At 46.3% G+C, this 14,804-nt stretch carries 9 protein-coding genes; 5 read left to right on the plus strand and 4 right to left on the minus strand.

Annotation, left to right across the window (positions count from 1 at the left end):
- Position 1: 1 nt before the first annotated feature.
- Both NBH01_RS18230 and NBH01_RS18235 read right to left on the minus strand, forming a co-directional pair.
- Positions 2–1,384: an alpha-L-fucosidase gene (locus NBH01_RS18230; protein WP_225679436.1), complete on the minus strand. Its 1,383-nt coding sequence runs from the start codon at positions 1,382–1,384 to the stop codon at positions 2–4.
- Positions 1,385–1,389: 5 nt separating this feature from the next.
- Positions 1,390–2,859, minus strand: a complete 1,470-nt coding sequence (locus NBH01_RS18235; protein WP_196045757.1) for a sulfatase family protein — start codon at positions 2,857–2,859, stop codon at positions 1,390–1,392.
- A gap of 233 nt (positions 2,860–3,092) precedes the next feature.
- On the opposite strand from NBH01_RS18235, the gene NBH01_RS18240 reads away from it, so the two are divergent.
- Entirely contained in the window at positions 3,093–7,190 is a 4,098-nt protein-coding gene (locus NBH01_RS18240; RefSeq protein ID WP_225679434.1) for a hybrid sensor histidine kinase/response regulator transcription factor, read from the plus strand.
- A gap of 4 nt (positions 7,191–7,194) precedes the next feature.
- Here the strand turns inward: NBH01_RS18240 and NBH01_RS18245 are convergent, their stop codons facing one another.
- Positions 7,195–8,568 carry a sigma-54-dependent transcriptional regulator gene (locus NBH01_RS18245; RefSeq protein ID WP_195440907.1) on the minus strand — a complete coding sequence of 458 codons (1,374 nt, stop codon included), beginning with the start codon at positions 8,566–8,568 and terminating at the stop codon, positions 7,195–7,197.
- Positions 8,569–8,656: 88 nt separating this feature from the next.
- Between NBH01_RS18245 and NBH01_RS18250 the strand changes: the two genes are divergently transcribed.
- The 4 genes from NBH01_RS18250 (at position 8,657) to NBH01_RS18265 (ending at position 14,581) form a co-directional block, all read left to right on the plus strand.
- On the plus strand, positions 8,657–9,496 hold the full coding sequence (locus NBH01_RS18250) for a peptidylprolyl isomerase (RefSeq protein ID WP_008762736.1): 840 nt from the start codon (positions 8,657–8,659) through the stop codon (positions 9,494–9,496).
- 5 nt (positions 9,497–9,501) lie between these two features.
- Positions 9,502–10,740 (plus strand): M16 family metallopeptidase, encoded by a 1,239-nt coding sequence (locus NBH01_RS18255; protein WP_225679432.1) that lies wholly within the window; start codon positions 9,502–9,504, stop codon positions 10,738–10,740.
- An 84-nt stretch (positions 10,741–10,824) separates the two neighbouring features.
- Complete coding sequence (locus NBH01_RS18260) at positions 10,825–12,183, plus strand: MATE family efflux transporter (protein WP_225679430.1); 1,359 nt, start codon at positions 10,825–10,827, stop codon at positions 12,181–12,183.
- 19 nt (positions 12,184–12,202) lie between these two features.
- On the plus strand, positions 12,203–14,581 hold the full coding sequence (locus tag NBH01_RS18265; RefSeq protein ID WP_225679428.1) for an ATP-binding response regulator: 2,379 nt from the start codon (positions 12,203–12,205) through the stop codon (positions 14,579–14,581).
- Here NBH01_RS18265 and NBH01_RS18270 read toward each other — a convergent pair.
- Positions 14,573–14,731 (minus strand): hypothetical protein, encoded by a 159-nt coding sequence (locus NBH01_RS18270; RefSeq protein ID WP_225679426.1) that lies wholly within the window; start codon positions 14,729–14,731, stop codon positions 14,573–14,575. The genes NBH01_RS18265 and NBH01_RS18270 overlap by 9 nt on opposite strands.
- Positions 14,732–14,804: the final 73 nt, after the last annotated feature.

Genomic DNA, 14,804 nt, shown 5'->3' on the forward strand with positions numbered 1-14,804 from the left:
GTTATTTTACGGAATAGGCGCTGAAGTTTATAATATCCGGCAGTGCGACAGATTCGGATACAGTCAGCCTTAATGCTGTGGCTTCTACCGGTTCAAACTTTTCGATTCGTTTGTGCCCCACAGATTCTCCTTTGCAGACTGTTTGCCATTTGCCCTTCACTTTGGCTTCTATCTGATATTGTCGGATGCGTTCTCCGTTTTTGATGTTTTCCTGAATGATGCAGTAATTGACAGGCTGCTCTTTCCCGAGTTTCAGTGTCAGGCTTTTCTTTTGTCCCGAAATGCGGGCTATCGGGGAGGAGAACCGCCGACTGATTTCATCTCCCATTTCTTTCAGGCGCTGTGCGTCTCCGGCGGGGATTAATCCGGTCGGGTCAGGAGTTAGTCCGAGAATAAGCGTGGCGTTTCTTCCTACTGACTTTTCATATTTATCCATCAGCGTGTTTAGTGGATAGATGTTGTTCTCGTCATCCAGTTCCCAGAACCATTCGTGGCGGCCGTTTGCTCCTCGTAGCGGAGTGTCTGCCATCGCCGGTACCCAGTATTTGCCGTTCTTATCGCCGTGTTTTAACAGTTCGAGCTGGTCGATACTGCTTTCAATGCGTTTATGGTGTGAGCAGGGGACGGGAAAGGTAGACCAGCAGGGATATTCCACTGTACCTGTCTCCGAACCTCCCCAACGGAAGTCGGCACGGTCGATGTTATGATAGAAAAGGCAGTTTGGCTGATACTTGTTGACAATCGGTTCCACATCGGGGCCATCGCCACGGGGATCATCGGCTCCGCCGTCAAACCATATCATATATAAATCTCCGTAGCGGGTGCAGAGTTCTGTCACCATTTTCTCGCACAGGCGCTTGTACCATGCCTGGCGGTTGCGGGCGAACGCTCCTTCTCCTTCGGCCTTGAAGTTATGGATGCCCAGCAGGGAGTTCCATCGGATACCGATATAGATGCCCGGTTGCAGACCATATTTGCGGCAGGAGTTGACGAAGTCACGGACAATGTCTCCTTTCCCGTCTCTCCATTTCACGGCTTTCAGGCAATAAGGGTTGACGTCGCTTTGCCAAAGTCCGAAACCTGTTTCGTGGGTGGCGGTCAGTACGGCAAATTTGCATCCGGCAGCTTTGGCAGCTTGTACCCATTGGTCAGTATTCAGTTCGGTCGGGTTGAAGATGTTGTAATCTTCGATGGGATTGATACGGTTGTTGCCTTGTCCGTAGCGGATACCGTCAAACACGTGCAGGTCATAATGGAAGACAGCTCCCATTTCCGCCTCATGCCATTTGAGTTGATGGGGCTTGGGGACGGGGATAGCCTGTTGTTGTGCGAAGCTGCAAACTGAGTATAGGATAAAAAGAGAGAGATAGCAAAGTTTCTTCATGGTGTTTATTTAGTTACGGTTGCAAGATAATGGGCAAATGAATCGTTGGTATGGAGTAGCCATGCCTTGAGTTGTTTGTTGAATTGCCGGACCAGACGGGGGGATTGTCCGGCAATATTATCCATTTGATAGGGGTCTTTGGTTCGGTCGTAAAGAACTGTTTCGTCTATTTTTCCATTGGTTGCGTGGACTGCGAATGTATGGGTTGACGTACGTAGCCCGCGGTATCCGGTGGTATGATTGTCAAACTGTACATAATAATAAGGTTGTACCACTTCTTTTTTACTCTTGCCCAGAATATGGCGGGATAAGTCGAAAGTCTGTACCGTTTCGGGTATTTCCTTTCGGAATCCCATCAAGGAAAGGAGAGATGGATATAAGTCGGCGAAGGCAATCATCAAATGGTCGTCTTTGCGTGGCTTTATCTTTGCCGGCCACGAGATAATCATGGGGATGCGCATGGCTTCTTCGTAGAAGATATCCTTTCCGGCATTGTTGTGAGCTCCCATGCAGATGCCATGATCGGAAGTAAATACAATGATGGTATTTTCAAACAGTCCGTTGCTTTTGAGGGTTTCGATGATACGTCCTACCTGCTCGTCTACCCCTGTGATACAGGCGTAATAATTGCGTATGTTATTTCTGAAATAGTTTCCCATTTCGGTTCCTTTGGCGGGTATGTCCGGGCGGTGGGCACAGAGGGCTTCCACATCTATATCCTTATATAGGGCTTTGTATTTGTCGGGAACCAGTTCGTAACCGGTATGCGGAGGATTCATCGATACGACCAGTGCGAAAGGTTGTTTATTCTCTTTTTGTGTCTGAATGTATTCGATGGCTTTGTCCGCTTCGTATGCAGGGCCCCATTGGTTGACGTAGTAGAAACTGTCACGTGGAGCAGTCGTGTCCCAGTACATCGGTTTCAGATGATAATCGTATGTCCCGTAGGCTGTCCAGTATTCAAATCCGTGGCGGCGTTCGGGCGGACACCATTCGTTCCACGCTACTTTGCCACGATTGTTGTAAGTGTCTACATAAGGCTTGTAAGGAGAATCCAGATGCCATTTTCCTATGTATCCCGTACGGTAGTTCATGTCTTTTAGTACATCACTCCAACAGCGGGCCTCCTGTGGAAGCTCCACTCCGTAAGGCGCTGTTTGTGAATTGCAGTTGCCTGTTACTTTATTATGCAGGGGGTACATGCCTGTCATCAGCATGGCACGGGCGGGTGATGAAACAGGATAACTGCTGACTGCATTAGTGAATAAGACTCCTTCGGAAGCCAGATGATCCAGGCAAGGAGTCTTTACAGGTTCTTTGCCCAGACAACCTAGTGCGTCCCCCCGATACTGGTCTGCCATGATGAAGACAAGATTCGGAGACGTCTGGGCGGCAAGCGGAAGAACCGGAACGACGAGTGTAGCTCCGATGAACCATTTATGATAATATGTAGTCTTTGGTATGCGTATTATCATAAAAATATCTCCTTTGTGTCTGACTGGTTAAGATAAACTAAGGTCATTGTATATTATTTAAAAGGTGTACATCAGGTTGTTATATGGCTGCAAATGTACGCAAACAATGTGGTTCCGAATATGCCTGTTTCTTTCATTCAACATACATGTTTAATTCATAAGTCCATTTCTTTATTCGTTTTTTTGTATGTTCTGACTTAATTTCGTTTATTTGCCCTAAATTGTCTAATAGAATGAAGCACTTAAATCTAATCCTGATTATCCTGATTCTGAGTTGTTGCCCGCTGCATCCTGCCTATGCTTTTTTTGATAAAGATATTCGGCTGCTGACAATGAGGGATGGATTGGCGGATAACACGATTCCTTGCATCTATAAGGATGAAGACGGATTTATGTGGTTTGGGACGGATGACGGATTAAGCCGTTATGACGGAAAAACGATTCAGAATTTCAAGCCTGCGGATACGTATGCTTCGGTTGCTGCCATTGTGCGACTGTCAGATGACTTTTTAGGAATTGTATCCGATGGATACCTCTATTATTTCAACCGGAAGCAGGAAACTTTTCTTCCGATACATACTGAATCAGATACTGCCATAGGTGTATTTAATGTCCTGCCCGCCGACGATTCTTCTTTTTGGGGAATATCGGGAAACAGACTGATACTCTGTCAATGGGAGATACAACAAGGAAAGGAAGAAGAAAAAACGGCTGTTCGGGTACGCATACAAAAGACCTTTCAGTTATTAGAAGAAAAAGGAGAAGTCTTTTCTTCTCTGTGCTATCATGAAAAAGCCGGGAACGGAATATGGCTGACAACTAACCGAGGCAATCTGATCCTGTTTCATCCGGATACTCCGGAGGCGTATCAGAAGATACCGCTGACAGACGGAAAACCATTACAAGTCACTTCCATCTTGAACAGAGACGGAGTTGTCTGGGTTTCTACCATCGGCAAAGGCATTGTCCGTTATCACACGAAGTCGGGGCATATGGACCGGATTTCGTACGGCGGGACAGGAAAAGAGAATCTTCTTTCTCATACAGATGTTTATCAGACTATATTTATCGGCAATAACCGCTATCTGGCAGTGACATGGGGTGGCTATACACTGTTGATGCCGGATGAAAAGCAGCCGGAAGAACTGACGTCGGAGATATATAACAATACGCATACACAGATTTACCGAAACCTCGAAACACGTATGATTTCTGCCTGTTACGATCCTAATGGCCTTCTTTGGATTGGTACTAACGGTGGAGGAGTGATGTATTCTGATTTGAGGTCACAGTTTTATGACCGTTACTATCAGGACAGGCATAACGAAATATGTGATATCCTCATGGATGATAGTCATCGGTTATGGTTGGCGACCTATCACAAAGGAATCATGCGAAGTGACATACCGTACGCACAAGGGAAAAAACTGAGTTTCTCTAAAGTCGATACAGGCAGCGGGAAATCGGAAGAAACGATGTTGTGTGCCTTGAAAGATGTAGAAGGCAATCTGTGGTTTGGAAATATAAACGGTACGTTGACTGTTTATCATGTCCGGACCGGTCGTTTCGTGACCCATTCACTGTTGGTGGACGGTGTTGGCAACAGGGCTTCGGTGTGGGCTTTGTATATGGATGATAAGAACAGGCTCTATGTAGGTACGGGAGACGGGCTTTTATTGTATAACCGTCAGACAGGTATATGCGCCAAATTATCAGCAGCACACTATTTAAATGAGAAAAGACAACCTTTCATCCGTGCGATTGCTCAGACAAAAGATGGAACGATATGGCTGGGGACCAGCAATATGGGAGTTTGCAGAGTGGTTGAATCCGCTTCCGGAGGTATCTCCGTAGAAAATGGATATGAGCGGAAGATGAATATGGAATATCGTTCGGTACGTTCGCTGCTGGCATCCTCGGATGGGAATTTATATATAGGTTATACGGATGGCTTTGCCATCCTGTCTCCACAACAAAACAGAATCAGTGCCCGTTATACCACGAATGACGGACTGTGCAGTAACTTCATCGGCTGCATAGCGGAAGACAGCGAAGGACATATCTGGTTGGGAAGCAACTCCGGCATATCGCGGTATGGTCGTCGTCAGCATCTCTTTTACAATTACTACATAGCAGGTAGTAACCGTTCTGCCGTATTCAGTGACAAGACTTTGTTCTTCGGAAATAATCAGAGTCTGACTTATTTCAATCCGGAGGATATAAATGCCTATCCGACCAACGGACGGGTGTTAATAACCGGTTTGGAAGTGGATAACCATCCTGTCGGGACTGGAGAAAAGATTAATAATCAGATCATCCTCAATCAATTCATCCCTTTTACGGATCGCATTGTACTGGATAATGATAACAAAGATTTCTCCTTGACTTTCAACAACCTGTCCTACTCGGACGAACAACAAAAATATAATTACCGGCTTTTGCCTTATCAGGGGAATTGGCTGATTTCTGATGAGGGAGAGAAAGCCTCGTACACCAACCTCCCAGCCGGTGAGTATGTATTTGAAGTGAAGAATATACATCCGAACGGTCAGACAGGGGTGGTAACTTCGCTGAAGATCGTCATTCTTCCTCATTGGAGTCAGACTTTTGCTTTCCGGCTTTTCGTTTCCCTGTTATTGTTGGGAGGAGTGGCTTATGGAGTACGGTTGATCAGAATACGGCAGAAACGGATGGAACACGAAATGCAGATGAAACATGAACTGTTGACGGTCAGTATGGAGCGTGAGAAAGAACGTCAGATACGTGTGGAACGCGAGAACTTTTTCACGGGCGTTGCCCACGAACTGCGTACTCCGCTGACTTTGATCCTTGCCCCGTTACAGGAATTGATGAAACAGTGCAATCCATTGGAAGACTTTTATAAGAAATTGCAGGTCATGTATAAGAATGCGGCCTCACTGCATACCTTGGTCGATCAGTTGCTTTATGTACAAAAGATAGGGGCCGGGATGGTCAGACTTCAGTTATCCGAGATTGATTTGGTGCAGCTGGTCTGCAATGTGTCGGAACCGTTCCGGCAGATGGCCGAAATCAAAGGCTTGCAATTTGATGTTGATTTGCCCGAAGGGAAGTTCCTGTATTGGGTAGATGAGGGAAAGATCGCTTCGGCCGTGCAAAATCTTCTTTCAAATGCGTTTAAGTATACCCCATCGGGAGGTCGTGTCCTGCTTTCCGTCTCTCATCTGATGAAAAGTGGGCAGGGTTATTGCCGGATCACCGTTTCGGATACAGGCGCAGGGATTCCGGAATGGTTGCAGAAATATGCTTTTGAATCGTTCGTAACGGGAGATAATGTACCTGAGATGTCAACGAAGGCAGGAATTGGACTGCATATTGTGAAGAACACGATGGACTTGCATCATGGCTTGGTAACGCTGAAGAGTGTGCCGGACGAAGGAAGTACCTTTGCCCTTTATATTCCCGAAGGCAAAGCGCATTTTGCAAAAGATTCTTATGAACTTATTGACAGCCGTCAGGAAAAGACAAAGCAAAATGAAGAATTGAAACCGGAATCGTTTCTTTCGATAACGGAAAACAAAACACGGGAAACAGCGGCTAAAAAAAGTCTGCTGATTATCGAAGATAATGAGGATGTCCGCGAATATATTCGGAGCTTATTCATTTCCAGATATGTAGTCAGTGAAGCCTGCAATGGTGAGGAAGGGGTGCGGATAGCCAAAGAACAGTTGCCCGATCTTATTATCTCGGATGTGATGATGCCCGTAAAGGACGGCTTTGCTTGTTGCAGGGAAATTCGTATGCAGCAGGAAACTGCGCATATTCCTATTTTGATACTGACTGCCAGAGCAGAAGATGCTGACATCCTGCAAGGCTGTAATAGCGGAGCGGATGATTATATGATGAAACCCTTTAATCCGGAGATATTAAAGACCAAAGTGGATAACCTGATTTTGCAGCGTGAGCGATTGAAGCGGATTTATACGAAAGCCCTGATGCTGAAACAGGAATCGGAAGAAGGGGAGAAAGAAGATGCCTTCTTGCAACAACTGATTCATATCATAGAAGCTAACCTTTCCAATGCGGACTTTAATGTAAAAATGTTGGCGGAGCAACTGAATATGAGTCAGCCTACATTGTACCGGAAGGTGAAACAGCGCAGTGATTTGTCTGTTATAGATATGATTCGCAGTATACGTATAAGCAAGGCGGCGACATTGATTCTGGAGAATCGCTATTCTATTCAGGAAATTTCGGAAATGGTTGGTTATTCCGATACCCGTACTTTGCGCAAGCACTTCATGGAGCAGTTCGGCGTATCTCCTTCTAAATATATAGGTAGTACTGATTGATAACCTACAAGTCGATATTATATAGTTTCAGCTTATTATATAATGTCTTCCGGTCGATATTCAGTAATTGTGCCGCTTTGCTCTTGTTATTTCCGGTTTGGCGCAATGCCTCCAGAATGTGTTCTTTCTCTGTCTCTTCGTTGCGTAGCGCCATGCTTGCGGAACAAACGGTACTTGTTTCCAGTAATTCGGTTCCTAACTCAAGAAGAGTGATGAAACTGCCTTGTGCCAGTAAAGTAGCTCTTTTTACGATATTCTTCATTTGGCGTAAGTTGCCCGGCCAGTGATAATTGAGTAAGGCTTGTGAGGCTTTCGAGTCAAAACCGATCAGATGCTTGTCCAGTTCCTTGTTTGCCTGATCGAGGAAAAAGTTGGCAAACAACAGGATATCTTCTTTCCGTTCTTTCAGGTCCGGCATCCGCAGGGTAAATTCATTGATACGATGGAAAAGGTCTTCACGGAAAGTTCCTTTCTCGATAGCCTGTTCTAGATTCTCGTTGGTGGCTGATACCAGACGGATATCAACCGATACCTCTTGCGTGGAACCGACCGGACGAATCTTTCTCTCCTGCAAGGCACGGAGAAGTTGTATCTGTACCTCATAACTGAGGTTCCCTATTTCATCCAGAAAGATAGTGCCTCCATTGGCGGCAACGAACGCTCCGGTCTTGTCCGTCAGTGCTCCTGTAAAAGAGCCCTTCACATGACCGAAAAACTCGGATGCAGCTAATTCTTTGGGGATCGAACCGCAGTCTACCGCGATAAACGGCTTGTCATTCCGTTTGCTCAGTTGATGGATGCGGTGCGCCACATACTCTTTTCCCGTTCCGCTGGAACCGTTGATCAGTACGGACATATTGGTGGGAGCTACCAGGCCTACATAATTATAGAGTTGCTTGGCGGCATCACTTTCTCCTTCCAGATAAGCATGATGGGCTTCGGTGGCATTTCCGGACGAGGCGGAAGAACCTTTCTTTGCAGAAGTTTTGGCTGCGGTGTGCGCAGTCGGTGCTTCTTTCGTTTGTAAAGCTTCCGACATCTTTTTGAGCAGCTCTTCCGGATTCACCGGTTTGGCAACATAGTCGCGTGCTCCCAGTTTCATCGCCTGTACTGCCGATTGGATATCGGCATAACCGGTCATGATGATCAAAGGAATATCGATTCCTTTTTCGTTCATCCATTTCAGAAGATCGATTCCGTCGTGATCCGGTAAGCGTAAATCGGACAGGATTAAGTCTGCCCCTTGTCCTTCAATGTGCTTCTGGGCACGGGCAATGTTACTGACTGACGACACTTCAAACCCTTTTTTACTTAGCCAGGTTTTCAGCATCATTCCGAAAGTGATATCGTCTTCTATTATTAATATGGATTTCATCATACTCTCTTTTGCCTCTTTTAATGCTACAAAGGTAAGAGGATTTGGGCGAAAGTAGTATATTTGCAAACTTAAATTAAATAAAAGTGTTATGAAAAAGATTGCATACTTACTATTAACCATATCGTTTTGCGGACTTACGGCCTGCAAAACCGGAACAAAAAAAGGAGGAAATATGGACAACGAAACGTTGGTAAAGATTGAAACAACCTTGGGAGACATCAAGGTTAAGTTGTATAATGAGACGCCGAAACATCGTGATAATTTCATTAAGCTGGCGGAAGACGGTGTTTATGAAGGAACGCTGTTCCACCGTGTTATCAAAGACTTTATGATTCAGGCAGGAGACCCGGATTCAAAGAATGCACCGAAAGGAAAGATGCTGGGTGCAGGAGATGTGGGTTACACCCTTCCGGCCGAATTTGTTTATCCGAAGTATTTTCACAAAAAAGGCGCTTTGTCGGCTGCCCGTCAAGGAGACAATGTTAATCCGAAGAAAGAATCATCCGGTTGCCAGTTCTACATTGTGACAGGCAAGGTGTACAACGACTCTACATTGCTGGGCATGGAAAGCCAGATGAATGAGAATAAGATCAATGTTATTTTCAATACGTTGGCTCAGAAGCACATGAAAGAAATTTATAAGATGCGGAAGGAAAACGATGAAAATGGTTTGTATGAATTGCAGGAGAAGCTTTTTGCAGAGGCGGAAGCGGAAGCTGCCAAACAACCGGAATTTCACTTTACGCCGGAACAGATCGAAGCTTATACGACTGTAGGAGGTACTCCTCATCTGGACGGTGAGTATACGGTTTTCGGTGAAGTAATCGAAGGCATGGACATCGTGGATAAGATTCAGCAGGTGAAAACCGACCGTAGCGACCGCCCCGAAGAGGACGTGAAGATTGTAAAAGTAGAAGTACTAGATTAAGTAGAATGAAGATCAACAGGCATATTCTGGACAATGGGTTACGTCTGGTACATTCGCAGGACGAAAGTACGCAGATGGTAGCTCTTAATGTATTATATAATGTGGGAGCCCGCGACGAACATCCCGAGCATACAGGCTTTGCTCATTTGTTCGAACACTTGATGTTCGGAGGTTCGGTGAACATTCCCGATTATGATATGCCGTTGCAACTGGCAGGCGGCGAGAATAATGCCTGGACCAATAATGACATAACCAATTACTACCTCACTGTACCCCGGCAGAATGTAGAGACCGGCTTTTGGCTGGAATCCGACCGTATGTTGAGCCTTGATTTCAGTGAACGGAGTCTGGAAGTACAGCGTGGAGTAGTAATGGAAGAATTCAAGCAGCGTTGCCTGAATCAGCCTTACGGAGACGTCGGTCATCTTTTGCGTCCTCTGGCATATCGGGCGCATACTTATCAGTGGCCTACCATCGGAAAAGATTTGTCGCACATAGCCAATGCGACGCTGGAAGAGGTGAAAGCATTCTTCTTCCGTTTTTATGCGCCGAACAATGCAGTGCTGGCCGTAACGGGAAATATCTCTTTTGAAGAAGCAGTCGCATTGACGGAAAAATGGTTCGGTCCCATCCCTCGCAGGGAGGTTCCTCAACGGAATCTGCCGCAGGAACCGGAGCAGACAGAAGAACGACGGTTGACAGTAGAGCGCAACGTACCCATCGACTCATTATTCATGGCGTATCATATGTGCAGTCATGATCATCCGGATTATTACGCTTTTGATATATTGTCGGATTTGTTGAGCAACGGACGTTCCAGTCGTCTGAATCAACGGCTGGTACAGCAAAAACAATTATTTTCGAGTATCGACGCTTATATTTCCGGTAGTGTGGATGCCGGATTGTTCCATATCTCAGGCAAACCTGCGGCAGGTGTTTCGCTGGAACAGGCGGAAGCGGCCGTACGTGAAGAACTGGAACGTTTGCAACAAGAACCTGTTGACGAACAGGAACTGGAAAAAGTGAAGAATAAATTCGAATCGACGCAGATATTCGGCAATATCAATTATTTGAATGTCGCTACCAATCTTGCGTGGTATGAACTGTTGGGCAGGGCGGAAGATATGGAAAAGGAGGTAGATCGTTATCGCGCTGTTACTGCCGGACAATTGCAAAAGGTAGCTCAGTCTGCTTTCCGGAAGGAGAATGGAGTGATACTTTATTATAAGAAACAGATATCCTGACCTCTCCTTATCGGCGGGATATTTATTGGAGGCAACGGCGGGATGCGGAGTTGCCGGAATATGCGATTAACTACGGAAAAATAAATGAGAAATATCTATAGTATATATAAGGAGCATTACAAAGCGCTGCTTTCTCTCGGATTGCCCATTGTAATCGGGCAAATAGGAGTTATCGTGCTAGGGTTTGCCGATACGTTGATGATCGGTCATCATAGTACGATAGAACTGGGTGCTGCTTCTTTCGTCAATAATGTATTCAATCTGGTGATTATTTTCAGTACAGGCTTCTCGTACGGGCTGACCCCTATCGTGGGAGGTTTGTATGGAACTCATCAGTACGCTTCGGCAGGACAGGCGTTGCGTAACAGCCTGCTGGCAAATTTGTTGGTGGCACTCTTGCTTACCATCGGTATGACTGTCCTTTATTTTAATGTGGGAAATTTGGGACAGCCGGAAGAACTTATTCCCCTGATAAAACCTTATTATCTGGTTCTGCTGGCTTCGCTCGTATTTGTGATGCTGTTCAATGGCTTCAAGCAGTTTACGGATGGAATTACGGATACTAAGACCGCCATGTGGATATTGCTCGGCGGAAATGTGCTGAATATTATCGGCAACTATATCCTGATATACGGAAAGCTGGGCTTGCCGGAAATGGGCTTGCTGGGTGCAGGTATCAGTACGCTGTTCTCGCGTATCATGATGGTAGTCGTATTTATCATAGTCTTTATGCGGAGTCCGCGTTTTCTTCGTTTTAAGCTCGGCTTCTATCGTCTGGGATGGTCGAAGGCTATATTCGGACGATTGAATTCGCTGGGTTGGCCGATTGCTTTTCAGATGGGGATGGAGACGGCTTCGTTCAGCCTGAGTGCGGTGATGATTGGCTGGCTGGGCACCATTGCGCTGGCTTCTCATCAGGTCATGCTGGCTATTTCCCAGTTTACGTTTATGATGTATTACGGGATGGGGGCAGCTGTGGCTGTCCGTGTGAGTAACTTTAACGGGCAGGGCGATATACTCAATGTACGTCGTTCGGCTTATGCCGGTTTTCATGTGATGATGGCGTTGGGCGTTGTGCTTTCTTCCATCGTATTCCTTTGCCGCAATTATCTGGGAGGCTGGTTTACCGATAGTACCGAAGTGGCGGCTATGGTAACTTCGCTTATCCTTCCGTTCCTTGTATATCAGTTTGGAGATGGATTGCAGATAACCTTTGCCAATGCCTTGCGTGGAATCTCAGATGTAAAACTGATGATGCTGATTGCCTTCATTGCTTATTTCCTTATTTCGCTTCCGGTCGGCTATTTTTGCGGATTCGTGTTGGAGTGGGGGATCATAGGTGTCTGGATGGCATTTCCTTTTGGGTTGACCAGTGCCGGTCTGATGTTATGGTGGCGTTTCCATCACAAGACGAAACTACCGCCTTCCATTCAAAATTCATAATTTAAAATATTAATTGCCTATGGCTTCCTTTCGCTCCACCAAACTGAAAATAACCATCGGCTATATATTGCTGCTGGCGATTCTTCTTTTTTCTCTGGTGTTTGTGCATCAGGAGATGGAGACGCTGTCGGCTGCGGACGATCAGCAGAATCTGCGGACAGACAGTCTGCTGAGTCTTCTCCATGAGAAAGATCAGAATACCCTTCAGATGCTGCGGGTGCTGAGCGAGGCGAATGACAGCTTGCTCTCTGCCTCGGAGATTGAAGAAATCATATCAGAACAGCAGGACTCGGTGATTACTCAGCAACGGGTACAACACCGGGTCATTACCAAACGCGATTCTCTGATCACTACTCCGAAGAAGAAAGGCTTCTTCAAACGATTGGGGGAAGTGTTCGCGCCTTCTAAGAAAGATACTGCCGTGCTGGTCAATACTTCTCTGGAAGTTGCCACCGATACGATTCTGGAACCTGTCAAGTCGGCGGACTCCCTTCAGCATAAAATTCGCATGGCTACCGAAGAGAAACGGTTGCAGCGGAGGCGAACGATCCGGCGTACCAGTACGAGGTATCAGCGGATGAATACACAGCTGACCGCAAGAATGGATAGTCTGATAAAAGGATACGAGGAGGAAATGTCTGCGCGTGCCCGTCAGGATGCGGAACTTCAGCAAGAGGTGCGGATGCGTTCGGCTAATATCATTGCCGGGATCGCCATTGGCGCCGTATTCTTATCCGCCTTTTTCCTGATCTTAATTATGCGGGATATTACTCGTAGCAACCGTTATCGGCGTCAGCTCGAAGAAGCGAATAAGCGGGCGGAAGATTTGCTTGTTGCCCGTGAAAAACTGATGCTTGCCATTACCCATGACTTTAAGGCGCCATTAGGCTCGATAATGGGATATACGGAACTCTTGTCCCGCCTGACCGAAGATGAACGGCAGCGATTCTATCTGGACAATATGAAAAGTTCTTCAGAGCATTTACTGAAGTTAGTAAGCGACTTGCTTGATTTCCACCGTCTTGACCTCAATAAAGCGGAAGTGAACCGGATTGTTTTTAATCCTGCTCAGCTGTTTGAAGAAATCCGTGTTTGCTTTGAACCGCTGACGGCGGCTAAAGGCTTGGTCTTGCAATGTCATATCGCTCCGGAACTGTCGGAGAAATATATCAGTGATCCTTTACGTATTCAGCAGATAGTGAATAATCTCTTGTCTAATGCGGTGAAATTCACTCAACAGGGCAAGATCACATTAACTGTTGGTTATAACGCTTCGAAGCTGACAATAGCGGTTGCGGATACCGGCAAAGGGATGGCATCGGAAGACCGGGAACGCATCTTCCAGGAATTTACCCGCCTCCCCGGTGCGCAGGGAGAAGAAGGATTCGGACTGGGATTGTCCATTGTGCATAAGCTGGTTCTTCTGCTTGAAGGTACGATCGATGTACAAAGCACGTTAGGAAAAGGAAGTTGCTTTACTGTCGTGTTGCCACTCTTTCCGGTAGGCAAGTCAATAGTGGAAAATAAACCTTTCGGAAGCAGAATCAAGAAAACGTCGAAAGATACGGATGCTTCTCCGGAAGAAACAGATGTTTCTCTGGAAGAGACAGATGCCGTACCGGCCATGAAGGTGATCCGTGTGCTTCTGATTGATGATGATAAGATTCAGCTGAACCTGACTGCTGCCATGCTGAAACAGCACAACATCGATGCTGTCTGCTGCGAGCAGTTGGAAGAACTGATAGAGCAACTGCGCTCTTCGACATTTGATGTGCTGCTGACCGATATACAGATGCCTGCTATCAACGGTTTTGATCTGGTCAAATTATTGCGTGCCTCTAACATTCCGCAAGCCCGCAATATTCCTGTTATTGCTGTTACGGCACGCAGCGAAATGGATGAGAAGGCTTTGTATGAACACGGCTTTGCCGGATGCCTGCACAAACCTTTTACGGTGAAAGAATTGCTGGTAACTCTGAATGAAGGACAAAGGTCAGCTGATGAGGCGCATATAACACATGATATGCAATTGATTGCAGATGCGCTACCTAAAGATACTTTATTCAACTTTTCTGCACTGACTGCCTTCTCGGAAGATGATCCGGAAGCGGCGTGTTCTATTATCCGGACTTTTATCGAAGAGACCGGCAAGAATGCCGACCGGATGCAACAGGCATTAACTGACAGGGAGGTGGATGGAATTGCCGCTATGGCTCATAAGCTACTTCCACTTTTTACTTTGATTGGTGCTTCTGAGTCTGTTGCTTCATTAAGATGGCTGGAGTCTTGCCGGGGGGAAGAGTTCTCCGAAGAAGTAGAAAAGACTACGCTGGAAGCTTTGGAGGCGGTGCGTAAAGTTGTTCGTGCTGCTGAGGAGTATAGTCTCGGTTTACATTAAATCTCTCTCGGCAGCTCCTTTGGAACAGCCTATATAGTGCCATGCTTGTGCCACCTTGTTGGCACAGTTGTGCCAAAGGCATGTCACAGTCGTGCCACTGCGGTGGCACAAGCGTGCCAACGTAGTGGCACGGGCATAAGCTCGTAGCACAGTGAGAAGGTGCTGCCTTAACAAGTATCTAACCTTCCGAATGAACGGAATGAACGGGATGAAATTGCGCTAA

The sequence above is a fragment of the Bacteroides sp. B1-V-101 genome (genome assembly GCF_023656585.1).
GTDB classification, from domain to species: Bacteria; Bacteroidota; Bacteroidia; order Bacteroidales; family Bacteroidaceae; genus Bacteroides; species Bacteroides thetaiotaomicron.